The 24,798-nt window shown below is 62.9% G+C and carries 21 protein-coding genes and 1 pseudogene; 4 read left to right on the plus strand and 18 right to left on the minus strand.

The features are described from left to right. Positions 1-82 precede the first annotated feature (82 nt). Positions 83-835 (minus strand): SDR family NAD(P)-dependent oxidoreductase, encoded by a 753-nt coding sequence (locus AC3WL8_RS30645; RefSeq protein WP_013959598.1) that lies wholly within the window; start codon positions 833-835, stop codon positions 83-85. Next, positions 832-1,695, minus strand: coding sequence for a fumarylacetoacetate hydrolase family protein (locus AC3WL8_RS30650; RefSeq protein WP_013959597.1), 864 nt, complete (start codon positions 1,693-1,695; stop codon positions 832-834). Before AC3WL8_RS30650 ends, AC3WL8_RS30645 begins: the two co-directional genes overlap by 4 nt. A gap of 115 nt (positions 1,696-1,810) precedes the next feature. Between AC3WL8_RS30650 and AC3WL8_RS30655 the strand changes: the two genes are divergently transcribed. After that, the gene (locus tag AC3WL8_RS30655) at positions 1,811-2,782 is read left to right on the plus strand and encodes a LysR family transcriptional regulator (protein WP_492379529.1); all 972 of its coding nucleotides are present in this window, start codon (positions 1,811-1,813) and stop codon (positions 2,780-2,782) included. Between the two features lie 390 nt (positions 2,783-3,172). Then, the gene (locus AC3WL8_RS30660; RefSeq protein ID WP_492379546.1) at positions 3,173-3,484 is read left to right on the plus strand and encodes a LysR substrate-binding domain-containing protein; all 312 of its coding nucleotides are present in this window, start codon (positions 3,173-3,175) and stop codon (positions 3,482-3,484) included. Positions 3,485-3,500: 16 nt separating this feature from the next. Here the strand turns inward: AC3WL8_RS30660 and oiaK are convergent, their stop codons facing one another. The 5 genes from oiaK to AC3WL8_RS30685 all read right to left on the minus strand — a co-directional run bounded on the left by oiaK (position 3,501) and on the right by AC3WL8_RS30685 (position 9,460). Beyond that, positions 3,501-4,895, minus strand: a complete 1,395-nt coding sequence (gene oiaK, locus AC3WL8_RS30665; protein ID WP_492379530.1) for a 3-oxo-isoapionate kinase OiaK — start codon at positions 4,893-4,895, stop codon at positions 3,501-3,503. Next, positions 4,892-6,136, minus strand: a complete 1,245-nt coding sequence (locus AC3WL8_RS30670) for a ribulose-bisphosphate carboxylase large subunit family protein (RefSeq protein WP_492379531.1) — start codon at positions 6,134-6,136, stop codon at positions 4,892-4,894. The genes oiaK and AC3WL8_RS30670 overlap by 4 nt, the downstream gene beginning before the upstream one ends. Before the next feature lie 71 nt (positions 6,137-6,207). Further along, the gene (gene apnO, locus AC3WL8_RS30675) at positions 6,208-7,038 is read right to left on the minus strand and encodes a D-apionate oxidoisomerase (protein WP_492379532.1); all 831 of its coding nucleotides are present in this window, start codon (positions 7,036-7,038) and stop codon (positions 6,208-6,210) included. A gap of 48 nt (positions 7,039-7,086) precedes the next feature. Continuing rightward, positions 7,087-8,358: an MFS transporter gene (locus AC3WL8_RS30680; RefSeq protein WP_492379547.1), complete on the minus strand. Its 1,272-nt coding sequence runs from the start codon at positions 8,356-8,358 to the stop codon at positions 7,087-7,089. A 373-nt stretch (positions 8,359-8,731) separates the two neighbouring features. Beyond that, positions 8,732-9,460, minus strand: a complete 729-nt coding sequence (locus tag AC3WL8_RS30685) for a transcriptional regulator NanR (RefSeq protein ID WP_041229103.1) — start codon at positions 9,458-9,460, stop codon at positions 8,732-8,734. A gap of 126 nt (positions 9,461-9,586) precedes the next feature. Here AC3WL8_RS30685 and AC3WL8_RS30690 point away from each other — a divergent pair, with 126 nt between their 5' ends. Both AC3WL8_RS30690 and AC3WL8_RS30695 read left to right on the plus strand, forming a co-directional pair. Next, entirely contained in the window at positions 9,587-10,051 is a 465-nt protein-coding gene (locus AC3WL8_RS30690; RefSeq protein WP_492379533.1) for a hypothetical protein, read from the plus strand. Between the two features lie 96 nt (positions 10,052-10,147). Further along, positions 10,148-11,881 (plus strand): ABC transporter ATP-binding protein, encoded by a 1,734-nt coding sequence (locus AC3WL8_RS30695; protein WP_492379534.1) that lies wholly within the window; start codon positions 10,148-10,150, stop codon positions 11,879-11,881. 531 nt (positions 11,882-12,412) lie between these two features. On the opposite strand, the pseudogene AC3WL8_RS30700 reads toward AC3WL8_RS30695, so the two are convergent. The 11 genes and pseudogenes from AC3WL8_RS30700 to AC3WL8_RS30750 form a co-directional block, all read right to left on the minus strand. Then, positions 12,413-12,565: pseudogene (locus tag AC3WL8_RS30700) on the minus strand (amino acid synthesis family protein); the annotation flags it as partial. Between the two features lie 46 nt (positions 12,566-12,611). Next, positions 12,612-14,807 carry an aldehyde oxidoreductase molybdenum-binding subunit PaoC gene (paoC, locus tag AC3WL8_RS30705; RefSeq protein ID WP_492379535.1) on the minus strand — a complete coding sequence of 732 codons (2,196 nt, stop codon included), beginning with the start codon at positions 14,805-14,807 and terminating at the stop codon, positions 12,612-12,614. 4 nt (positions 14,808-14,811) lie between these two features. Beyond that, on the minus strand, positions 14,812-15,762 hold the full coding sequence (locus AC3WL8_RS30710; RefSeq protein WP_492379536.1) for an FAD binding domain-containing protein: 951 nt from the start codon (positions 15,760-15,762) through the stop codon (positions 14,812-14,814). Continuing rightward, the gene (gene paoA, locus AC3WL8_RS30715) at positions 15,759-16,403 is read right to left on the minus strand and encodes an aldehyde dehydrogenase iron-sulfur subunit PaoA (protein WP_492379537.1); all 645 of its coding nucleotides are present in this window, start codon (positions 16,401-16,403) and stop codon (positions 15,759-15,761) included. Before paoA ends, AC3WL8_RS30710 begins: the two co-directional genes overlap by 4 nt. Positions 16,404-16,658: 255 nt before the next feature. Continuing rightward, complete coding sequence (locus tag AC3WL8_RS30720; RefSeq protein ID WP_492379538.1) at positions 16,659-17,822, minus strand: amidohydrolase family protein; 1,164 nt, start codon at positions 17,820-17,822, stop codon at positions 16,659-16,661. A gap of 85 nt (positions 17,823-17,907) precedes the next feature. Next, positions 17,908-18,861 (minus strand): Bug family tripartite tricarboxylate transporter substrate binding protein, encoded by a 954-nt coding sequence (locus AC3WL8_RS30725; protein ID WP_492379539.1) that lies wholly within the window; start codon positions 18,859-18,861, stop codon positions 17,908-17,910. 151 nt (positions 18,862-19,012) lie between these two features. Beyond that, a complete protein-coding gene (locus AC3WL8_RS30730) occupies positions 19,013-20,173 on the minus strand; it encodes an iron-containing alcohol dehydrogenase family protein (RefSeq protein ID WP_492379540.1) in 1,161 nt (386 codons plus the stop codon). Positions 20,174-20,196: 23 nt separating this feature from the next. Beyond that, the gene (locus tag AC3WL8_RS30735) at positions 20,197-21,792 is read right to left on the minus strand and encodes a class I adenylate-forming enzyme family protein (protein WP_492379541.1); all 1,596 of its coding nucleotides are present in this window, start codon (positions 21,790-21,792) and stop codon (positions 20,197-20,199) included. Between the two features lie 17 nt (positions 21,793-21,809). Continuing rightward, positions 21,810-23,057: a CaiB/BaiF CoA transferase family protein gene (locus AC3WL8_RS30740; RefSeq protein WP_492379542.1), complete on the minus strand. Its 1,248-nt coding sequence runs from the start codon at positions 23,055-23,057 to the stop codon at positions 21,810-21,812. Continuing rightward, positions 23,057-24,223, minus strand: coding sequence for an FAS1-like dehydratase domain-containing protein (locus AC3WL8_RS30745; RefSeq protein WP_492379543.1), 1,167 nt, complete (start codon positions 24,221-24,223; stop codon positions 23,057-23,059). Before AC3WL8_RS30745 ends, AC3WL8_RS30740 begins: the two co-directional genes overlap by 1 nt. A 365-nt stretch (positions 24,224-24,588) precedes the next feature. Further along, a partial coding sequence (locus AC3WL8_RS30750) for an acyl-CoA dehydrogenase C-terminal domain-containing protein (protein WP_492379544.1) occupies positions 24,589-24,798 on the minus strand: 210 nt, incomplete at its 5' end.

Consider the following 24,798-nt stretch of genomic DNA (forward strand, 5'->3'; position numbering starts at 1 on the left):
TGCCTTGCGGGCCTGCGCGCCCTTTTTTGTAATGTTTGGTCCATGGAATCGCGACCTGTCTGATGCAGGCCTGCGTCCAGGCTCAATAGGTGGCGCGTCCGCCAGAGAGGTCAAACACCGCCCCAGTGCTGAAGGCGCAGTCTTCGGTAGTCAGCCAGGTGATCATCGAGGCGGCCTCGTCTACTTCAAGGAAGCGCCCCATGGGGATCTTGGACAACATGAACTCGATATGCTCGGCTTTCATCGAATTGAAGATCGGCGTCTTGGCAGCGGCAGGCGTAACCGCGTTAACTAGTACACCGCTCTTAGCCAATTCCTTGCCGAGCGACTTGGTCAGCCCGATCAGGCCAGCCTTGGAAGCGCTGTAGTGTGACGCGTTGGGGTTTCCCTCCTTGCCGGCCACAGACGCGATGTTGACGATGCGCCCATAGGCCTGTTTGATCATCTGAGGCGCGACGGCGCGGCACGTCAGGTAGCTGCCGATCAGGTTCACCTCGATCACACGGCGCCACACTTCTGGTTCCAGTTCCCAGGTCGAGCCGTTGCCGCCCGTGATGCCAGCGCTGTTGACCAGGACATCGATGCGACCGAGCTTGCCCAGAGTCGCCTTCGTGGCGGCACCCACGGAAGCTTCGTCGGTCAGTTCAACCACTTCGGTGGTGACCTTGCCGAATTGGGCCAGAGCGTTACGAGCCGTGGTGAGTTGGACTTCGTTGATATCCCACAGTGCCACCTCGGCGCCCGACCTAAGCATGCGTTCCGCGACGGCGTAACCGATGCCCTGAGCGCCGCCAGTGACGATGGCCACGCGGCCTTTCATGTCAAGCTGATTCATTGTGCGCCCTCTACATTGGCAGGGACAGTGCGCTGGCGCTGCTCACCGAGCCCAGTGATGCCGAGCCGCATGACCTGGCCCGCGCCGAGGTAGACTGGAACGGGCTTCTGGCCGAAGCCCACGCCCGGCGGCGTGCCGGTGGAAATCACATCGCCCGGCTGCAGGCTCATGAACTGGCTGATATAGGACACCAGCGTCGGCACGTCGAAGATCATTGTGCTCGTGTTTCCATTCTGGTAGGACTTGCCGTCTACTTCTAGCCAGAGTGCGAGCGCCTGCGCGTCGGGCACTTCGTCCCTGGTCACCAGCCAGGGGCCCAGCGGGCCGAATGTGTCGCAGCTCTTGCCCTTGTCCCACTGGCCGCCGCGTTCGAGTTGGTAGGCACGCTCCGAAACGTCGTTGACGATGCAATAGCCGGCCACGTGGTCCAGCGCATCGGCCTTCGACACGTATCGCGCGGTCTTTCCGATCACCACGCCGAGTTCCACTTCCCAGTCGACCTTTTCAGCGCGGGGTGGGATTTCGACGTCGTCATTGGGGCCCACGATTGCGCTGGTGGCTTTCATGAACAGCACCGGTTCGGTCGGTATCGCCATATTCGATTCCGCCGCATGGTCGGAATAGTTCAGGCCGACGCAAACCATCTTGCCCACCGCGCCAACGCAGGGACCAACGCGGGGTGAGCCCTCTACCAGCGGCAGAGTCGCCGGATCTATGGCGGCCAAGCGTGCCACCGACTGCGGGGAAATCGTGTCGCCCGTGACATCGGGAATGTGGGCAGAAAGATCGCGGATGCGGCCCTGTGCATCGACCATACCTGGCCGTTCCTGGCCTGCCGCGCCATAGCGGATCAGCTTCATTGTGTCTCCTGTCTGTCGGTGTGGAATGCGTTGAACTGTATGCGGGCCCGCTATATCATTCCAATCGAAAGATACGAAGAAGCTATTCCGTTTCGGAATATGAAGGAGACTGTAAATGTCGCTGACGCCCCGCTTGGTGAACCGTCTCAAACTCAAGCACTGGGCTCTCCTGAGTGCATTAAGCGACACACCGACGTTGAATCAGGCTGCGGCCCTCATCAATGTGACCCAACCCTCAGCCACAAAGATGCTGGCGGATATCGAGCAAGCCTTTGGCTTCCCCATTTTTGAGCGTCACGCGCGCGGCATGCGGGCGACGCCGCTGGGGCAGGAGGTGGTGACATACGCGCGGCAAACGCAGGCTAGCCTGGCCCGCTTTCTTGAGGATCTCGAAACCAAGCGGCGGGGTGGCCATGGCCATCTCGTTCTCGGTGCGATCATGGGGGCGGCCCCGGATCTCGTCGCCGCAGCGGTGGCGGATATCAAGCGCGAACGGCCCCGCCTGAATGTGCGAATCCTTGGCGAGACCAGTGACCAGATTGGCGCTCTACTGGAGCGGCACGAGATCGAACTCGCCGTGGGCCGATTCACCGGGCCACTGGACCACAACAAGTTCGACTTCTCGGCGCTGTCGGATGAACCGCTACGCATCGTCGTTCGCAATGGGCATCCGCTCGCGCGGTGTGAGCAACTGAATTGGGACGAACTGGTGCGCTGGCCATGGGTGCTACAGACACTAACCAGCCCGGCCCGCTTGATGTTGGAAGAGCAATTCGCGCAGGCGCACGTGTCCACTCCGGAAGACGTGATCGAGTGCTCTTCGATTTTTGCCACCTTGCAACTCTTACAGTCCGGTGACGCCGTCGCGATGTTGCCGGAATCGGTCGTGCGGGATCACGTCAGGGCGAGTTTGCTGGCAACGCTGCCGATCGTCATCGGGCTGGACTTGAAAGCATTCGGCGTGCTGACCCGCAAAGGTGAGCCACTTTCGGACGTGGGGGAAAGATTTATCTCACATCTTCAACGCAGGGCGCAGTCGAAGGCAACTGTAAGGGCAACCCATGCGGAGATGACTCGCCAGCTTTGATTTTCGGAGAATGTCCTTGCAACAGAATCGGCCGGTAATGGTCAATGGGACGACTAGATGCGGTCGGGCTGATCGTGCGACACCGCAATGAGATCGCGCGACTTCAGTCATTCGGCGATGCCACTCAAGGTGGCCTCGCCGATGTCCAGGCGGCGAAGCACCTTCGAACGTACACGGGCCGCTTGTGAAGAGCGGCACCTCCAAGACGCGGCCCGCGAGCGGCGAGAAGCCGAGTTCCAAGTACTGCCGACGCAGGCCGATCTCCCTGACCAGTGCGACCTGCCGACGGCGTGTACCTGAGTCTGCTGACTTGGCATTCACGCTGTTCAATTCCGCGCGGCTACTCTCCTATTTACCTACGATCCCGCACATGCACCCATCGTCTTTTGCCTGCCCAGTTCTGGACGCCAGCGTCCCTGGCACCTGATGGACGCGCACCGCATGACGGAAATCGCGCCGTGCCAGCGCCTGCAGGTCAATGACGGGGAGGGCATGGTCGCCGCCGCGGTGCTCGGCTTGGACATTTGCCAGGTCCCGGACAAGATGGTCGGTGAAGAACTGGCAGGCGGCACGCTGGTTGAGCTGCTGCCCGGACACCGGCCGCCGGCCATGCCCATCAGCATCGTGATGCCCTCCGTGCGCCTGCAGCCGCCGCGCGTGCGTGCCCTGCTGAATGCACTGGCGCAGCTGGAAAGACGATAGCGCGATGCGGCTGCCGTCAGCCGTTGAATGCGCCGCCGGCCAATGCCTTCCCAAAGAACGAATCGTCGCCAATTTGTCCGCCCTTGAGGATAATCTCCATGCCGTCCCGCTGCGGCAAACGCGAGTAAGCGCGGCAAAGGGGGGCGCCCGGTGCCATGGCGGCTTCCACTGCCAGCGCCGCGATGCCGAGCATGCTGACCACTTCCCCGGAACTGTCGCCGCCTGCCACAACGACTCGCCTGAGTCCGGTGCGATCAAGCAGGCGTTTCATGACCTCCGCCAGCGTGGTACCCACCAACCGCGCGGCATCGGCCCGGGTCCGGCCGGCGTCGCGTGCGAGCGTGTCGAAGCCGATGACGGCCGAATCGTCCGGCCCCATGGCGGTGTAGACGACTGGGCTGATTCCCTGCCGGATGCTGCAGCAGGCCAACTCGACCACACGTTCGATCTCTGCTTGCGCCGTCTCGGTGTGCAGGATCTTCCAGAGGTCCACGCGTTCGGTGGTAAAGCCATTGTGGGCAGCCCACTCGATCTGTGCGGCCGTCACCGGAGAGCAGCTTCCGCTCACCACTGCGATGACCGATGCGGGCGCGGCGGGGGGCAGGCCAGCCTGCGGCGAAATCCAGCCGCGCTGGCGCCAGTATGCCGTGAGCGCGTACTGCAAGCCGGACGACGAGGCCGTGAACACACCGCTGCCTTTGCCTTCCCAGACCAGTTGGCCGGCTGCGAGCAGGGTCGCGTCGTCCAGCACGTCGATCAGCACGACCGGCGCCTCCTTGTTGTTGTCAGCGGCGTGGGCAGCGACGTGCCCGGCTCCCATTCCCGCTTGCAGCCGCACCATGTCGACCAACGTGATGGGGCGCGCCGACTGCTCGCGCAGGTGCACGCGCAAATCGGCCTCCGCCATCGGCGTCACCGGGTGACGCGACATGGTCGGGTGGCGATCAAGCCGAAAGCCTTCACCGCCGATGGCGGCAAACAGATTGCCGAACAACTGGTAGCGCTTCAACCGCGGCGCGCCAACCACCATCGGTACCCATCGACCGCCGACTGTCTGCACGCCCAGGTCGATGGCCTTTCCGATCGAACCGATGGCGGGCGAGGAGTCGAAGGTCGAGCAGATCTTGTACTGCAGGACCGGCGCGCCAAGCTGCTTCAGGCTGGCGAATGCCTTCGGCAATTCAGTTTCCATCCACTCGGGGCTACGGCCGCGGGCGGAACCCGCAAGGCCGACGCAGCGTGCCTCAGGGAAGCGCTTGAGCAGTTCAGCGGTGGGCGGCTCCAGGCATAGCACGGTGGGAATGCCGGCCGCCGCCATGACTTCCATGGCATCGGTGGAGCCGGTGAAGTCGTCCCCATAGTAGGTCAGCAGCAGGCCCGCAGGCAAGCCAGCGGTCGAGGATGCGCTCATCGCCAGAACTCCATAGCCTGGCGCAACGCGCTGCTGGTGGCCGCATGCCGCGCCAGCGGAATATGGTTGACCGCCGCGACCCACGCTTCGCGCAAGGCTTCCACCCCTGCGGAAACGCCGGCCGGATGGCCGAAGATGCCGCCGCCCGCGGTGTGGATCAGGTCTGTCGTCGCCAGGGCCCGATAAGTGTCCTCGGCCTGCAGGCCGGTCTGTCCCGAACTGAAGACTGGCATGGCCGGCATGGCGGCCTCGGGCATGACTGGCGCGAGCACCGCTTTTGCCGCGGCAATGACGCTTTCGTCCGCTTCGCTGAATTTGTTGCGCAAGCCGTTCACGTGAAGATGATCGGCGCCGGCAAGCCGCCAGATCTTCTGCCAGGGTGCATAGTCCCAGCCGAGGGCGGGACTGCGCGACAGGTACCCCCAACCCGCGCGATGGGCATGGATGGGCAGTTGACTGTGCCGGCGCAGTTCCTGCAACCCGACGATGCCGACCGAGTTGAGGCAGACCATGACACAAGTCCCGCCCTGTGCCAGCACATGGTCGTGCCGGCGCTTCATCTGGTCCAGGTCACCAGTCAGGTTGAACGCGACCATCGCCTTGCGGCCGCTGCGCTGCGCTGCCTCGTTGACCACGCGCATCACCGCGGTCACCCGCTCGTCGAAGGGGCAGAAGCTGCCGTCGGCCTGCAGTTCGTCGTCCTTGATGAAGTCGATGCCACCGGCCACCAGTTCCCGGACTTGCTGCGCTGTCTGCTCGACGGAGAGCCCGACACTCGGCTTGATGATGGTGCCGATCAGCGGACCGGTTGTGACATCGGTCAGCTTCCGTGTGCCGTCGATGCCGAAAGCCGGTCCCTGGTACGCGCGGGCAAATGAAGCCGGCAGTTGCAGGTCCGTGATGCGCAGCCCGCTGACCTGCCGGAGTTCGAAGAGATTGCCCGCGATGGTGGACACCAGGTTCGGCAGCGACGGGCCGAGATTATCGAGTGGCCACGAGATCTGTAGCGCGCAGCGGCGATAGACATCAGATGGCATCCCGCCAGGCAAGCTCGGCTTGTCGACGGTCTCCAGCACTTCGAGTCGCTCGACGCGCGCTCCCGAGCGCTGCTTGAGTTCGGGCGTCTCATTCGGCAATGCGATAAAGGTGCCGCTCGACTGTTCGCCGGCGATGACCTCGGCCGCGCGCCGGGGGTCGTCGCCGGTTTCCAGCCAGTAGCTGGCGTAGATTCGTTCGCTCACTCTTTTCTCCTGCTCTGGGTTCCTGCGGCCGGTCGGCCCGGCAGCATGGCTCGCCTCGGTTGGCTGTGGGGTCAGGTGATGCGGCGGATGCTCTCGGCAATCTCATCGCGGTCGAAGACCTTGATCCAGTCGTCGCGCATCAGCCGCGGCTTGCCGAACTCGATAGCCTTGTTGCAGGCATCGGAGAAGGCGCCGGGAATTTCGTTGAAGATCACCGCGCCGAGGATGTTCATGTGACCGAGCAGGAAGTCGCGCGCCGCTTCCTTCGGCACGCCGCGGCGAACGGTTTCGTCCATCGCTTCGCGCATCACTTGGAGCAGGGTGGCGCAGATCGTCTCCGACAGGCCCGGCTCCAGCAGGGCCATCTGGTCGACGGTCAGGCGATAGGAACGGAGAATCGGGGCATAGATCACCTTCGCCACGGCTTCGCCCAGGTCGAATGCTTCCTCGGGGCCCTGCATCAGCGCGCTGGTGATCGACTGCTTCGCGGCGCCGCCGCCGAAATAATCGCGGCGCGCCTCGGGGTCGGTCTCGTCGTTGAAGATCAACGGGTGGCAGGGGTGAGCGACAAAGTAGGTCAGATCCGGCCGGTCGGGCAAGTGACCCGCGAACGGTGCGGCCGCATCGAGCGTCATGACCATGGTGCCGGGCCTCAGCTGCGGGGCAATCTGGGCAGCGATCTTGCCGATGATGGTATCGGGCACGGCCAGGATCACCACATCGACATTGTCCAGGGCGGCTTCGGTGCTCACGCATTCGAGGCCGAGTTCGTCCTTCAGGCGCTTCTTGCCGACCTCGCTCACCTCAACGTGGCTGACGCGATAGTCCGACTTGAGCAGGTTTTTGGCCAGGCGCACACCCATCTTGCCGCCGGCGCCAAACAGGGCGATCTTCTCTTTCATGCTGGTTCTCCAGTTGGGCAGGCATCGCGATACCAATGCGCTGCGAATTCATTTCAGGTTGGCCTTCGGTTCCAGCACGCTGTTTCGCTCTGGCGCGGGCTGCTTCTCCCGGGCGGAGATGGCAAAGACGAGCACCGCGGAAAGCAGCATGAAGCCGCCGACGATGAACATGGGCACCTGGTAGGAGCCCGTCGCGTCCTTGACCGCGCCGGTCACAAACGGGGCGGCGAAGCCCGCAAAGTTGCCGATGGTGTTGATGAGCGCAATACCCGCTGCGGCGCCGGCACCGGAAAGGAAGCGCGCCGGGATCGACCAGAAGTTGGGCAGGGCGGAGAAAATGGCGCAGGCCGTCACAGTGATCACAGCCACGGTCGCGGCGGGCGATTGCATGTACAGCGCCGCGGGGATGCTGACGGCGCCGATCAGCGCGGGCACGCCCACATGCCACGGCCGCACGCCGCGCCGGGTTGCATCGCGGCTCCACAGGAACAGTGCAAGCGCCGCCGGGAGATAGGGGATGGCCGTGATCCAGCCCTTCTGGAAGACGTCGAACTTGGTGCCGTATTGCGCTTCGAAGCCGCCGATGATGGTGGGCAGGAAGAACGCGAGGGCATACAGGCCGTAGATCAGGCCGAAATAGGTCAGCGCCAGAACCCAGACGCGGCTGTCGCGCAACGCCTGGCCAGCCATGCGGCCATGCGAGTGGGGCTTGATCTTCTCTTCTTTGTCCAGTTCAGCGCTGAGCCAGTCGCGCTCCGCCTTGGTCAGCCATTTGGCGTGCGCAGGCTTGTCGGCCAGGTAGAACCACGCGACCACCCCAATTACGACGGCCGGCACCGCCACGCCAAAGAACATAATGCGCCAGCCGGCCAGCCCGAACAGGCCGTGCGCCTCGATCAGCAGCGCGGCAACTGGCGCGCCGATGACGGTCGTGAGGGGCTGCGCCAGATAGAACAGCGCCAGCACGTGGCAGCGATGGCGGGCCGGCACCCACATGCTCAGGAAGAGAATGGCGCCGGGAAAGAACCCGGCCTCGGCAACGCCTAGCAGGAAACGCAGCAGGTACAGGCCTTCGATGCTGCTGACCCAGGTGAACAGAATGGCGACGATGCCCCAGGTCACCATGATGCGAGCCAGCCAGCGGCGGGCGCCGTATTTGTGAAGCGCGAGGTTGCTGGGAATCTCCAGCAGGATGTAACCGACGAAGAACACGCCGGCAGCAAAACCGAACTGCGCGGCGCTCAGGCCCAGGTCCTTCGTCATACCGTTGGGACCGGCAAAGGAAATGGCGGTCCGGTCCAGGAAGTTGATGAAGAACATCAACGCAATGAACGGTACGAGCCGGAGCGATACCTTGCGGATCGCGGACCGCTCGGTGGCGGTGGTTCCAGTGTTTTCCACGTTGTCTCCTGTAGGTCTCACGCCGGCCCGGTCGTCGGACGGCGTCTTGACGCAGTCTTCCGCTGCTGTCTTGGTGTAATGGTATGATGAGTACACCATCACTCCAAGCGGCATTTTGTCGGGGTTTACGTGAGCCCCAAAATGGGCACGGAAAAGCGCTTAGAGGAGACGGCGGAATGCCAGGGCTAGAACTGGCGTGAACCAGCGGTAGGGAACGCGCGGGCCGGCTTCAACAAGCCGGCCGGCCCAGGCAAATGCTGCCATCAGGAGATGGGAGGTAAAGCGGCGGCGGCTACGAGATAGCCGCTGTGGAGCCGTTCAGGGTCCGGTAGAGCGCGTTGGCTCGCGTGAGGTGCTCGCGCATAGCGCGCGAAGCCGCATCGCCATCATGGGAGGCCACTGCGTCGATGACACGTTGGTGTTCCGCGAGCGTCAACGCCTCGGCGCCGGGTGCACGCACGATGCCTCGGTAGTACTCGCGCGCCCACTCGAACAAGGCCTGGACGATGGCGGGAAAAATGGGATTTCCGCTGATGCGTGCCAGTTCACAATGGAAGGCCATGTCGCGCGTCAGGAAAAGCGCCGAGTCGTCCTTGGCCTGGCGCTGTTCTTCCAGGCGGGCTTGCAGGCGCTGGATGTCGTCAGGCGTCGCATTGGCGGCGGCGAGTTGCGCCATCCCGCATTCCAGAAACACACGCGCGCCCTTCAGGTGTTCCAGCGAGTCCGGGTCAGAGCGCAGCAGATGCTGCGCACCGGCGCCGATCTGCTGAATCAGGCGTTGCGGGGTCGGGATCACGACCCGCGCGCGCTCGCCGTGCGCGATTTCAATGATCCCGGCGCGTTCCAGCGCCTGGAGCGCCTCGCGAATGGCTGGTCGACCTACACCGTAGTACTCCATGAGATCGCGCTCGGCGGGCAGCTGTTCGCCTGGGGCGATCTCGCCGTTGCGGATGCGCTCGGTTAGCCTGTCCAGCACGTCCTCAAATAGGCGGCGTCGTTGAATGGGTTCGCTTGTTGGCATGGTCCGTCTGATCTTGATGTCATCAGACCATATGATGGCATGAACTGTCGGATGGCAAGCCGGCATCGCCTTTGACGAGCCGGCCGCCCAAATAAAGTGATCGGGACAGCCGTTGCTTGCAGGTGCATGGCTCGCCACGCTGGGACGCGGTTTGTTGCTGATCTTTTGGCCGCAGGCCTGCGCGATTGCCGCAGAGATCCGTCTTACGCCAAGGTTATTCGCCCGTTGTTCATGCAGAACATCCTGGCCGGCGTTCTGGGTGAGCCCGTTTACAGAACGTTCCCAGCGTATTACGACAGAATCCAGATAAGAAGGGCATTTGCACAATCGATTACATCGCGGGTAGCTTGGCGTCGAACAAAGCGGCCATCATCGGGTCTGGTATTTTCGTTCTTTCGCAACAATGAAGAACTCGTGAAATGCTACCTCCGACGCGGGATTGTCGCGTCTACAATCGAAATCGAGGATAAATGGATCGACGATACCGTCACCGAGAATGCAAATATTGTCACTACGGGTGAGGTAGGAATCGTACTAAATATGCTTCGATTGGAAATGTTTGTGCAATCTTATGCGAAGTACATCGCCTAGATAAGTACGAAAGTCATAATTCCAGGGAACTCGCTGGCTGACTGCGGCTCTAAGGGAAGCCCTGCGATTAGTGTTTGAGCTATGGTAGAGCGAATCATGGAGATGGATGGCGCGTGGCGCATGGTGGCCACTCCGATCGGTGTTATTTTTCGAGATCTATGGAGAGTTTCCCGTGCTCCATTCATCGTCATTGCGATTATCATTCTCGGATCGTCTTTCTCGTCGGTGTCCGGTCCCTATTTGTTCTCGCGCCTTGTCGACCGTATGACTGGTGACGGCTGGCTTGGGGCACTCTCGACAGGCTTCCTCGTCTATGCGGTTTTGACCGGTCTGACTTTTGCTCTGCAAAGCACGGTCTCCTACCTGGCTGCAATGAGTGCTGAGAATCTGCGCTTTATTGCGTCGACCAGCTTCTTCGACCGACTGCTAAAGAAGCCGCCGCAGTTCTTTTTGGAACACAACCCTGCTGAGATTCAGTCCGCGCAAATGCAGGGGACACAGGCGCTCGATCTGATTGTACAAGTGGGGTTGATAGTACTGATCCCGGGTTTCGTTCAACTCGCGCTGACATTGACTATTCTGGGCGCGGTGATTGATTCGCGAATCGCTTTAATCGTGCTGGTCTACGGTTTGATAGTCATAATGTTGACTTACTTCTCCAACATCTGGTCGAGGCCGCACCTTGAGACGGCGACTAATGCTGGTCAACAAAATGCGCAGCTGATTGGTAACGCGATTTCATCAATCGAAACGCTGCGCTATTTTGGTAGCACGAATTGGATGAGTAGTCGATTCAGTAGGGGGGCGAGAGAGGTTCTTACCAATTGGCGACGGTACTGCTTGAAGAGGATCGCCTATGCTAGCGTCTACGGCGTTGCACTTGCGCTTCAGTTCGTCATTACGTTCTTCATTTTCCTTCCGCGCTATCGCGCGGGCTTGGTCTCTGTCGGCGACGTCGTGCTTTTCAACACGCTCCTGCTTCAACTTAACCGGCCCTTTGAGATGGCGGGGCTTGCCCTTGAGAGCTTGATGCGTTCGTATGTTCAATTGAAGCCATTTTCCCGCATTTGGATTTACCCTGAAGAGGACGATTCAACACTGAGTCGAGGCAAACCGCTTGCCGATAGGGGCCGTCTAGAGTTTCGGGACGTGCACTTCACCTACACGGATGGACGCGGAATTGCTGGCGTCAATTTCGTGGCAGAACGGGGCTCGATCACGTTTATTGCTGGTGAGAGCGGTGCAGGTAAGTCAACGGTATTAAAGCTCGCTCTTAAAGCGGTGGAGCCCTCGAGCGGTGCGATTCGAGTTGACGGGGTCGACTTAAGGAAGATCAACCGTCGGGACTGGTATGGTGCTGTCGGCGTCGTACCGCAGGAAGTGATGCTGTTAAACGATACGCTTGAGGTGAACATAGCCTTGGGACGGCCGATTTGCGAGACGCGCTTGCGCGAAGCTGCCGCAAAGGCGGCGATCCTTGAGCGGATTGAGGAGCTTCCCGACGGATTCTCGACGTACGTAGGAGAGCGAGGCCTGAAGCTGTCGGGTGGCGAGCGCCAGCGTATTGCCATTGCTCGGGCATTGTACGGCGAACCGCAATTTCTGTTCCTCGACGAGGCGAGCTCCGCTCTGGATGAGGCGGCAGAGGCAGGAATCATGGCTCATATCCGTAAGCTTGCTGGTGATGTTACGGTCCTCGCCATTACACATCGAAGGGGCGCCATCTGTGAAACAGACAATGTAATCACTATTCAGGGACGGGATCATCCTTCTGTGGATCGCGAATGGGTAAGGAGAGTGCCGACAGAGCGTGCCTCACATATAAGGTGAGGGACGCGCGAGCAGAATCGCATTTTCGATAGAGCGTAGAAATACTTGATGCCAACCTTGCCAACTATGACCCAAACGGCAGAGTCGGCGTGCCCGCTGCTTTCCAGATTCATTTGGAGGAGAGCGGTTTCTAGTTCGCCGCCGTCCACGATGGAGCGCACCATGGCGACGCTGAAGGGGATGGGGCGTTCTTTCGTCATGCTACCGGAATGGCGGTACCCGGCGACGGGCAACGCGTACACGTACTGATCAATTCATTTCCGCAACAGATTTGCATTGACGCCACCCCGGAGCGTCATCGCCGAGACTGGACGCAGACACCGCTCGACCAGACGCCGTTTGGCTACCGGGTCGCACTCACGCCGCCCATTGGCGCGGACCCGCGTCGCTCGCAGCGGCAGAAACTCAAACTCGTTCTCCATCCCCTTGCGTCCACTATGTGTTGGTGGACGCAAGCTTGAGTGCCTTCGCTCTAGCCAGATAGGGCATCCTTTATTGCGCGGTTACGGAATATGGATGGCTCCGTCGCCCTTAACGCCGGCCGTCGTGTCCGACGACGTGTTCCTTGAGCAGTCCGCCGAGTCGCGAGTGCACGCGGCCGCCGGTACCCATCACGAGCGTGAAGAGGATCTCATCGGGGCGTGGCGAGTCCTGGATGCCGATCTCGATGCTGTTGAAATGACTTTATTCCAAGGCTGCCAGTCTGCCGTAGTGAGTGCAGCGCTTCCGCTTAGGCAGGCAGTGGCAATCTCGCGATCAACTTGTCCAGGACTATTGGATAGTCGCGCACACGCACCCCGCAGGCGTTGTAGACTGCATTGGCGACTGCGGCGGCCACGCCGCTGATGCCCAGCTCGCCCACGCCCTTGGCTTTCATCGGCGAGGAGGCCGGATCGATCTCGTCAAGGAAGATCACGTCCTGGTGTGGGATATCGGCGTGCACCGGGACCTCATAACCGGCCAAGTCGTGGTTGACGAAGAAGCCAGCGCGCTTGTCGACGGCCAGTTCCTCCATCAACGCCCCGCCGACGCCCATTGTCATTGCGCCGATCACCTGGCTGCGCGCGGATTTGGGGTTCAGGATGCGGCCGGCGGCGCAGACCGCCAGCATGCGACGCACGCGGATCTCGCCGGTGGCGGCATCGACGGCAACCTCGACAAAATGCGCCCCGAAGGTGGACTGCTGGTAGCGCTTGTCGAGGTCACCGAACTCCAACAAGTCCTCGGCGACCATGCCGCCTTGGCCCGCCACACTGGCCAGCGGCACGCTGCGCGCGCCCGCGCGGATCTGGCTGTTCTCGAAGACAGCCTGCTGCGCGTCGAAGCCGGCCTTCTGCGCCATCGCGTCGCGTAGCTTGATGCAGGCCGCATAGACGCCCGCAGTGGAGCTGTTGGCGCCCCATTGGCCACCCGAGCCGGCCGACACCGGGAAATCCGAGTCGCCGAGCCGCACCAGCACCTTCTGCAGCGGGACACCCATCATTTCCGCCGCAGTCTGGGCAATGATGGTGTAGCTGCCGGTGCCGATATCGGTCATGTCGGTTTCCACCGTGACCATGCCGTTACCATCGACCCGCACGCGCGCAGCGGACTTCATCACCTGGTTATTGCGGAAGGCTGAGGCCACGCCCAGGCCCACCAGCCATTGGCCCTCGCGCCGCGCGCCGGGCCTCGCGCTGTGTGTCGTCCAGCCGAAGCGCTCGGCGCCGATGCGCAGGCAGTCAGACAGGCGCCGCTGCGAAAACGGGCGGCCCGGCTTTTCCGGATCGACTTGGGTGTCGTTGAGGATGCGGAAGGCGATCGGGTCCATGCCGAGCTTTTCCGCCATCTCGTCCATCGCCACCTCAAGCGCCATCATGCCAGGGGCCTCGCCGGGTGCGCGCATGGCGTTGCCCTCGGGCAGGTCCAGCGTCGCCAAGCGCAACGCGCTGAGGCGATTGGGCGCGGCATAGAGCAACCGGGTTTGCTGGATCGCATTCTCCGGCCTGCCGCCGGGCAGGTCACCCGACCAACTCTCATGTCCGATCGCGGTGAGCTTGCCGTCCGGCGTCGCGCCCAGCCGAATGTGCTGGATCGTGGCTGGGCGGTGCGGGGTGTTGTTGATCATCAGGGGCCGGGTCAGCGCCACCTTCACCGGGCGGCGCACCGCGCGCGCGCCAATGGCGGCCAGCAGGACATCTGCACGCAGGAACAGCTTGCCGCCGAAGCCGCCGCCGATAAAAGGCGACACCACCCGTACATTCTCCTTGGGGACGCCGAGCGTGGTGGCAAGGTCGGTGCGGGCCCAGTCGATCATCTGGCAGGACGTCCATACCGTGAGCTTATCGCCTTGCCAGGCAGCGACGGTGGCATGCGGCTCCATCATCGCGTGTGACTGGTCCGGCGTGGTGTAGATGGCGTCGAGCTTGACCGGCGCCGTGGCGAAGGCGCCGGCAAAGTCTCCCACTGCAGAGTCCGGCCGGTTGGCTACCTTCGCGGCAGAGCCTCGCGCCTGCGCGAGGTCATAGTTGCCACGTTGCCGATCATAGCGCACGCGGATGAGCTGCGCCGCAGCGCGCGCCTGCTCGAAGGTCTGGGCGATCACTAGCGCGATTGCCTGGTGGTAGTGCTGGATTTCGGGTCCGCCCAGCAGCGTCGCGGTATTGCGGCCGGCCTTGCCGAGCTTGCCCGCGTTGCTGGCGGTGATGATGTCGATCAAGCCGGGGGCCCGACGCGCTTCGTCAACGTTCATCGAAGCAATGCGCCCCTTGGCGATGCCCGCGCCGATCACGTAGCCGTAGGCGGCCGGCGGTGCGACATCATGGCGCTCATAGGCATAGGGCGCCGTGCCGGTGGTCTTGAGCGGACCGTCGATTCGATCCACGGCACGGCCGACTACCTTGAGCTGATCGATCGGGTTGGTCGTGGCTGGGGTATCGAATTTCATGGCGTTATCCCTTTGCCTGGGCCAGTGCCGCGGCGATGGTGCGGTAGGCCAGCGTGAGCTTGAACTGATTCTCTTCGGTGGGGCGGGCATCGGCGAGCAGGTGCTCCGTCACCGCGCGGGCGCCCTGGGGTAATTGCGCCTCCACCGCCTCAACGCGCCAGGGCTTGTGCGCGACGCCGCCCAGCGCCACGCGGCCGGTGCCGTCGCGCTGCACGATGGCCGCGACCGATACCAGTGCAAACGCGTAGGAGGCCCGGTCGCGCACCTTGCGATAGACCTGCGCGCCGCCGAGCGGCTTCGGCAGCGTCACCGCGGTGATCAGTTCGCCAGGCTCCAGGGCGGTCTCGATATGCGGCGTGTTCCCCGGCAACTGGTGGAAGTCGGCAATCGGAATCACGCGGGCATTGCCGTCCGGTCGTACGGTCTCCACGGTGGCGTCGAGCACGCGCATCGCCACCGCCATGTCGCTCGGGTGCGTGGCGATGCAGCTGCTGCTGCCGCCCACCACCGCATGCTGCCGGCTGAAGCCGCCGATGGCGGAACAGCCGCTGCCCGGCACGCGCTTGTTGCAGGGCAGGTTGGTGTCGTAGAAGTAGGGGCAGCGCGTGCGCTGGAGCAGGTTGCCCGCGGTGGTGGCGCGGTTGCGCAACTGGCCCGAGGCGCCGGCCAGCAGCGCGCGCGACAGCACGCCATAGTCGCGGCGCACGCGCGCATCGGCGGCAAGGTCGGTGTTGCGCACCAGCGCGCCGATGCGCAGACCGCCGTCCGGCGTGGCTTCGATGCGGTCCAGCGCCAGGCGGTTGACGTCGACCAGGTGCACAGGGGACTCGATACCCAGCTTCATCAGGTCGAGTAGGTTGGTGCCGCCTGCGATAAAGCGAGCTCCGGGCACGCGAACCACCGCTGCGGCAGCTTCTGCGGGAGACCGAGCCCGTTCGTAGGTGAATGGCTTCATGCCTTCCTCCCGGCTACCTCGGTGATGGCGTCGACGATATTGGAGTAGGCTCCGCAGCGACAGATGTTCCCGCTCATCCGCTCGCGAATTTCTTCCGCTGTGGCCTGCGGTCGCGCTCTGAGGTCTGCGCTGACGTGGCTGGGAATGCCGTCGCGGATCTCGCCCAGCACCGCCACGGCTGAGCAGATCTGGCCCGGTGTGCAATAGCCGCACTGGTAGCCGTCATGCCTGACGAAAGCGGCTTGCATCGGATGGAGCTGTCCCGGCACGCCGAGGCCTTCGATCGTGGTGACCTTCGAGCCGTCGTGCATCACCGCCAGCGTCAGGCAGGAATTAATGCGCCGGCCATCGACGATCACCGTGCACGCGCCGCACTGGCCGTGGTCGCAACCCTTCTTGGTGCCGGTCAGCCGCAGGTGTTCGCGCAGGGCGTCGAGCAATGTGGTGCGGGTGTCGAGCTGGAGTTGTTGCGGCTTGCCGTTGACTTCGAGGGAGACGGTGGCCGCGACGGCGCCCTGGGTGGAGACGCTGGCGGCGTCCTGGGCGTTGGCCACCGAAGGCAGCGCCACGCCGGTGGCCGAGGCAGCGCCAACCTTGAGCAGGTCGCGCCGTGTGATCTTGATATCGCTGAAATCTTCCATGCATTCGGTCCTTGACTGGCCGCTTTCCAGCGAAAGCGAAACGCCGTCGCGCGTGGGCGTTCAGATTGAGGGAGAGCAAGGTACAGCGTCAAAATAATAGTCCTTTGCACCAGGACTGATTAGGTACAAAAATCCACATGGTCCTATAAGCAGTGCCTATGAATTCCGTGCAATGTGTGGTGAATCTGGCGCATATTGGCCGAGATCCTCAATCAGGCAGGATGCGGCGGGGTACTGCCGATGGCTTTGCGCGAATCATCCTGGATGCCTGTGGGAGGTCGACAGCTGATCGCCAAGTGCAGAGAGTTCTGGAAGACGATAGACGCGGCAGGCGGTTCGATAGAACAGGTCACGGCGCTCATCGGGTGAGAGAGACGCGGTTATCAGTTTGAAAGCGTTCCAGAGCTCGGTGTAGCTGCACGACTGTTTGTCCACGGGGAAGTTGCTCTCGAACATGCAGCGATGCGTACCGAAGATCTCAATGCAAAGGTCAATCATCGGCTTCCATGCCTGAACCAGTTCGGCTGCTGCCGCCGGCCGCGCCAGATGCTCGAACCCGAAGCCAAAGACTGTCATGCCCATGCCCCCGAGCTTCACGTAAACATTGGCGCGCTGCGCGAGAGCGCGCAAGCGCTCCTCCCAGAAGGCGAGCACCTGGGCGCGCCTGGGCCGATACTCTGCAACGCCTATGACACCGCCGATATGGTTCAACACCAACGTCGTATCCGGCGATGCATCCGCTAGGGCTATGAGGTCGTCAAGCTGCGTGTGGTAAAGCCAGGCATCCAGACTCAGGCCGAAGCGCTTGAGTTGTGCCACGCCTCGCATGTATTCCGGATCACGCATCAGGCCGGGTCTGGGACGGTTGATGATGAAACGCCCCACCGTGCCGTTGTCCGTCGCCGTGTGATGGCGCACACCGCGCAGACGCCCTTCAGCGGCAGCGATCTGCTGTTCCAGGACGCCTGTCACGGTATCCCCGAGGGTCATGTCCGCGTGCGAAACGATGCCGGCTGCCACCTGGCACGGGCCGTGTGGAGTCTGCGCCGGGGTGCGGGCCAGACCGGCGATCCGTTCGACCTCCCCGACAGGTCGCAGCGCTTCAGGGCCGGTTGTTCGCCATCCCGATTGGTATGCCTCGACGTAGACGGTGCCGATGATTTTGTGACCGCCAGAAAGATCCTGTTGCAGGTCGCCGAGGCAGTAGTAATGTGTCTCCCGTTCGGTGCCGAACAAATGATGATGGGGGTCGACAATCGGCAAATGAGGCTCCACGGCGCGCACCGGCGTTGCGCCGGCATGCCATTCGCTCAGAGCAAGTGTGTTCCTCGGCGAGGCGCCGCGGAAGTCGAGGGGAGGGCAGTTGTCTGAGGCCATTGAGCTCTTCATCTTGTTCTCTGAGGAGGGCGTCGCATTCATGGAAGCGTTCCTCCTGAGATCAAGGTCGGGCAGTACCTGCGCACGACTTCTTCTTGACCCGGTAGGTCGGGATCGCCCCACCGACTCATCCAGGCTGGATGTGGGCTTCACGTGCCTGCCGAATCCATTTGGCTGTCTCAGCTTCCATGTACGCCTTGAGTTCGTCTGGCCCCATGATTAACGGCACCGCCCCTTGGACGGCGAGCCGTTGTGCGACGTCCTTTTGCTTCTGCGCCTGGCTGATCACGGCACTCAGGCGGTTCACCTGTTCGCGCGTCATGCCGGCCGGGCCCATCAGGGCGTTCCACGATGGAAAATCAAAGCCGGGCAGGGTTTCAGAGATCGCAGGCCAGTCGGGGGTAGCCGCGTTTCTCTTCAGGGAACTGACCCCTAGGGCTTGCAAATTTCCCCCTTTCACCTGGGCCATCGCATTGCCGGGATCGGTCAGGGTGGCATCCAGGGCGCCACCCACAACATCCGTGATGGACGCTGGCGAGCCCTTGTACGGCACCGCAAGCAGTTCGATACCGGCGAGCTTGTTTAGCGTCGCAATCTGTAACTGGACCGACGTGGTGGAATAGCCCACGCTCACCTTGCCCGGACGCCGTTTCGCGTAAGCGATGAAGTCCGCCAGGCTGCGTATGGGCGAATCCGCCTTGACCATCAGCACATGGTTGGTCAGGCTCGCGCCGGCGATCGGGGTGAGATCGCGCCGCGGGTCATATGGCATATTTTTCACGAATGCCATATTGGCTGCCAAGGGTGAATTCGAGGCAAGCAGCAGCGTCAATCCGTCCGGCGCGGCACGCACCACGTCCATCGTTCCGATGACGCCATTCCCACCAGCCTTATTGTCGACGATGAAAGTCTGGCCCAAGATGCGGGACATCTGCTCTGTCAGCACCCGTGTCACGTGGTCATTGGAACTTCCGGCCGGCAATGGCACTACCACGCGGATGTTGCGCCCCTGAGCCAATGCACCTGCGGCAGGCAGGGCTAGCGTCAGGCCCAGCCACTCAAGAAAGGTTCTTCTCTTCACAACGGTCTCTCTCCACTGTGCTGGTCATTGGCCGAGCACTGATTTGTATTCAAGGAATCTTCGAGGCCGACCACCGGCTGCAAATCGGTGCACTCCGCAGCGAGCGGCGGGCTCACGATTTGCTAGCCTTCGATCATGTCCGGCGTCTGGATTACCAGGCCGCTTCCAGGACCTGCAGCAGTTCGGCTTCGTCGCGGACAGGACGCGGGTTGCCGCCCAGGAACCAGTCGCCGATGGCGTGCGCGGCAATCTCGGACAAGGTTTCCCGCGGGATGCCGACTTCGCGCAACTGACGCGGAATGCCCAGTCGCCCGAACAGGACCTCGACGGCATCGACCACGGCCTTCACCAGTGATTCACCATCGTGCGCTAGCCCCAGTGCGGTCGCCACTTTGTTCAGTCCGGCTTCACCGGCGGCGCCGTTGAACCTGAGCACGTGTGGGAGCACGATGGCATTCGCGATACCGTTATCCAGATGGTGGCGGGCTCCGATCGCGTGGCCCAATACGGTTGTGATTCCTGCGCCGGTGTGATCCGTGCCTTGGCCACACATCACTGCCGCGTGCAGCAACTGCGCGCGCGCGTCGGGAAGATCGGCCGCCTCCAGACCAGGCAGGTGCTGCGCCAGCAGCCGCAATACGTGCATCAACTGGGCATCCGAGAATGGATCTCCGGAGCGCGACGTCAGTCCCTCGATGGCCATTGAGAAGGTGTTCACGCTTGCGCTGACCGCGAGCCCGCGCGGCGATGACTGGATCATTTCCGGATGGATGAAGATCGCATGGGCCCGCGTTTTCGGATCGAAGAGCGCAAGGCGCGCGCCGCTGGCTGGATCGAAGATCGCGCTGCCGGCCTTGACCATGGCCGTTGTCGGCGTCGTCGGCACGATCAGTTGCGGCAGCTTCGGTGCCTGCAGCTTGGGACTGCGCAGTTGCCCGTTGCTGTCGCGTGTCGTGCACAGGTCGCGCGGATCGCCATCTTCGGCCAGAAGGATGCTGGCTGCCCGTGCGGTCACGATCGACGAGCCGCCACCCAGAGCGATGACGGCGTCAGCGTCCAGGCGTTTCAGTTCCTGGGCGGCCTCTACCACGGAGGCGAGCGGGCTGTGTGCAAGGACCCCGGTGTACACGCCTGTGCAGCGCTCACCCATTCCGGCGCGCACTGCGTCGAGCAGCGGCCCCTCGGCCCAGGGGCCGCAGAATACGACCGCGCGGCGGCTGCCCAGCCGTTCAAGTTCGCGCCCGAGCGATTTGAGGCTGTCCTGGCCACAGAACAGGCGCAGCGGTGGTGTGATGTGTTGGAACGATTGCATGGCTTCTATCTCTCCGCCGAAACTTATGCCCCGGCTTTTGCACGCTCTTGCGCGATCTCGGCACGCGCCTGTGCGCTGATTGCAGTCTTGTCCACCTTGCCGGTCTGGTTTGTCACCAGCGGCTCCTTTTGCACGCGCCAGCGGCTCGGCATGGCGAAGGAGGCCACCTTGCCGTGCAACTGTTTCTGCAGGTCCTGGGCTGTGAGGTCGCTTTCGACCACCACAACCGCCATCACTTCTTCGCCGAGGTCTGCATGCGGTATGCCGAACACAACAGCTTCGATAACGCCCGGGATCGTCATCAGACCGCGCTCTACTGCCGCCGGCGCGATGTTCTCGCCGCCGCGGATGATCATGTCCTTGCAGCGGCCGGTGATCCAGAGGTTGCCCTTTTCGTCGAGGCGCCCGAGGTCGCCGGTGTGCAGCCAGCCTTCCGGATCGATCGGGGATTCGTCCAGCCCGAAGTAGCCCGACATCTGTGTGGGAGAGCGCAACAGGATCTCGCCATCGGGCAGGTCCGGGTGCGAAAGGAACCGGATTTCGACGCAGGGCAGGGGCCTGCCGGTCGACCCCAGCAGCGCAACGTCCTCCGACCCGGCCGCCGCGGTGGCCTGGCCGCCGTTCTCGGTCAGCCCGTATCCGGTCGGAATCCGTGGGCTGACGCTGGGCAGTCCCTGTCGGATGCGTTCCATCAACTCCTTGTGCACAGGCGCGCCGCCGATGCTGATGGATTTCAGGCTACTCACATCCCGCCTCGGTACGTCGGGATGGTCGAGCAGGCGGGATACCATGGTCGGCACCGCGTTCCAGCGCTTGACCTTGTGCCGCTCGATCAGCTCAAGGACCTGGCCCGGGTCGTAGCGGCCCTGGGGCAAGACAAGCGTGTCCCCGACGATGACGGCGCGCAGCAGGGTTTGCATCCCGCCAACGTGAAACAGCGGGCCCGTGATCAGCGTCACGTCGTGCGCAGCCTCGTCGACCTGGTGGGGCAGCTTGCGCGTGACGTGCAGCGTCATCTGCAGGCGAGCCAGCAAAGCCCGGTGCGACAGGATGACTGCCTTCGGCTGGCCTGAGGTTCCCGAGGTGAAGATGATGAGGGCGGTTTCGGATTCGTCGCCGTCATCCTCCGTTTGGGACGGTGCCGCCGGCGCGGCCTCGGTGGGAATGGCGATTGCCCACGGACCAGTGCGCACCCCGGCAGGAAGCTTGGCCATAGCGTGCGCGTCGGCCAGGGTCAGGGCAGGCTTGAGCATGTCAATGCCTGCCGAGACTTCGTCCGCGCTCCACCATGCGTTGGCCAGCACCGGCACCGCACCGGCTTGCAGGATTGCCCAGAAATTGGCGACCCATTCCGGGCTGTTCCAGCCCAGCAGGAAGACGCGGTCGCCGCGCTGGACGCCCAGCGCGCGCAATTCCTGCGCCTTGGCCGCGATCGCATGTTGCAGTTGGTCAAAGGAGAGGGCGCGCTCACCCTGGATCACGTGCGGGCGCTGGCCCCAGCGTCCGGCGAAGGGAATCAGTTCCTCGACCCGGCGCGGACGCTCGGTGTACATGCGGTAGGGGACGCCGCCGATCACCTCCTCGGAGATGCGGTCGCCCCATTGCTTCATTGTTGCCATGGTGCACTGCTCCTCGATCAGACGGTCACGCCGTCGCGCCGCAGCTGCGCAAGCTGGTCGGCATCCAGCCCGCACAGTTCAGCCAGCACATCGTCCGTATGCTGCCCCAGCGTCGGCGGCGCGCTCAGCGGCCGCAAATCCGAGCCCTGGTAGCGAATGGGACTGTTCGGCAGCGCGACCGTGCCATTCGCGGTCTCGTGGTCGGTCAGGAAACCACGTGCGCGCAGGTGGGGGTCGGCCAGCACCTCGTTGACGTAGCGCAGCGGTGCGGACGGCACGTGGTGCTTCTGCAGGAGCTCTGTGACCTCATCGCGGGAATGTTCGGCCGCCCACTTGGCGATCTCCTCGGTGAGCTCGTCAATACGTTCGATACGGCCAGCCAGCTTGCGCAGGTGCGGGTCCTCGCGCAGATCCGGGCGATCCATCGCTTCCGTCAGGTTCAGCCAGTGCTCATCGGTGGCGGCCACGATGGCCACCCAGCCGTCAGAGGCCTCGAAGGTGTCGAAGGGCACGTAGGAGTCGGCGACATGGCGGTTTCCGGTGCGTTGCGGCACCTTGTTGCTCGCGTAGACATGGCCTGCGGACGGCAGCAGTGTGGCGAACAGCGATTCAAGCATCGATACCTCCAGCGCCCGGCCGCGGCCGGTGCGCTCGCGTTCGTACAGCGCTGTGACAATGGCGCCGTAGAGGGTAGCGCCTGACATGAAGTCCGCCACGGGGACGCCCGCCTTGAGTGGTCGCCCGCCCTTTTCGCCGGTGGTGCTCATCATCCCGCTCATCGCCTGGATCGTCAGGTCGAGGGCGAGCTTGTCGGCATAGGGGCCGGTCCGGCCGAAGCCGGAAGCTGAGGCGTAGATCAGCCGTGGATTGACCTCTTGCAGCACATCGGCGCCCAGTCCCAGCCGCGGCATCACGCCGGGTGCAAAGTTCTCCACCAGCACGTCCGCGGAACGGGCAAGTTCCAGCAGCAGCTCGCGGCCGCGCTCGGTTTTCAGGTTCAGAACGATCCCCCGCTTGCAGCCGTTGAGGGCGCGAAACGGATAGTCGCCGTCACGCCCGCGATTGCGTGACATATCCCCATGGGGCGGCTCGATCTTGATCACTTCGGCCCCCGCCATGGCCATCAGAAAGGTGGCGTACGGCCCTTGAAATACGTGACCAAGGTCGAGTACACGCACGCCCGTGAGCGGCAATGCTTCCGTTTGCTGTTGCGTTTCCATGGTTGCCTTCAGTTCCGTGTTCAGGTTGTTGTGGCGCATGTCCATCAGGCCTTTTCCGCGGCGCCGCGAACCGGCAGTACGATCACGGCAGTGCCAGGCATCACGTTCTGCTCGCGCTGGTTGTAGGCCCAGGTCGTCAGCCGCACGACGTGCTGCCCATCGGCGTCGATCTCTTTGGCTTCCACGCGGCCGCCGAGGCGGACCACGTCGCCGAGATATACGTGCGCGCGATACTGCGAGGTGGAAGCCTTCAGGAAGCCTGCATCGCCCATCCAGTGGGTCAGCGAGTGGGTCTGCCAGCTGGTGCGCTGGATGCCGACGTCATAGGCAATCTGCGCGCCCTGCAGTTGCGCCGCGTAGTCGTTGTAGTGAACCGAGTAGACAGGCTCCAGCGCATGTGTCTTCGGGTCCCGGAACGCCCACTTCGGATGCTTGCGGTAGCGCCTGAGCGCAACGCCATGGGCCGAAACCCGCGGGATCGGCGCGGCACCGGCGGCGATGAACGCGATGAAGTCCGTCAGACCCAGCGGCCCCTTGGTGATGACATCGATCTCGTCGCCCGGCTGCACATCGTCCCAATAGCGCGGGGTGGCGCCGCGGGGTTTCTCGGCCAGGATTTGCTCTTCAATGGCAGCGATCTCCGCCTCAGTCCAGGGGTGAGGCACGGTGATGGCGCGGGTGGCAGCGCGCTTTTGCATTTCACCGCGCTCGAAGCGCATGCGCGAGCAGATGAAGGTGGCCACCAGCTCGTCGTCCTGATTGCGGTACTCCTGGCGCAGGTAATCCTTGATGCGGCGGCCGCCAAAGTTGCTGTCGTCCGTGGGGCCGTCAAAGCCGTCGAACGTCACCTTGGCGGTGATCTTGTCGCCCACGCGGATGTACCGGTCGAACGTGAGCTTGGTCTCGCAGTGGAAGCCACCAAGGCCAGGCCAGCCGACCTGCACCGATCCAAGGCAGGCAAAGATGAAGCTGGGCGGGGCGACCAGTGTGCCTTGCGGCGATTGGGCCGCGTATTCGGCGTCCGTCCACAGGGGATTGTCGTCGCCAATGCCTTCGCAGAAGCGCAGGATCGCCAGGCGTGTGGCGTACTCGTTATTCAGGCACGCCTCGGTACGCAACTGGGTGCCAATCAAGGCCCGCATGTCGTCGAGCATCTTGTCGGTGAACTTGCCCTTAGCAAGTTCCTTGGTAATGTTGGCTGCATCAGTCATGTCTGCTCCTTGTGTTCATATGTACGAACGCATGATCGTATATACGATAGAATACGAGGCTTGAGGGGATTTCGGCATTAGGGTTTTCGCGGAGCCGATGGGAAACGGATGGCGCTAGCGGCACTTTGGCATCACATCGTTCGCATTAACGGTCCATTCAACGGATCTGCGATCTGGGAAAGTGACGAAAGAATTGCCCCGCAAACGGGGCGCGGGCGGTTAGCCGGGGCTGCTGTCTGGAAATTCAGTCCGCGAACATGTGTCCTGCGTCGCAGGACGACGCCGTCGCTCCGTCGCGAAGCGGGGGTGTTTCTGAAGAAAAAAGAAGCGGCCCAAGGGCCGCCAAAGTCCCGCCGGAGCAATGATCAGTACAGATCTTCCGGGAGGGCGAGCATCAGAGTTGAGTCACCGACAATCGCGGCATGCAACGCCGATGCCTGTGACAAGATGTGTTGCGCAAAGAAATGCGCAGTGGCGATCTTGGCGTCATAAAAGCCCGGATCCTCGGCGCGCTTGGCATCGGCAGCCAGCATCGCGCGGCCGAACTGCCAGCCGGAGAACACGATGCCGCACAG

The organism is Cupriavidus sp. FW305-F7 (genome assembly GCF_058782875.1).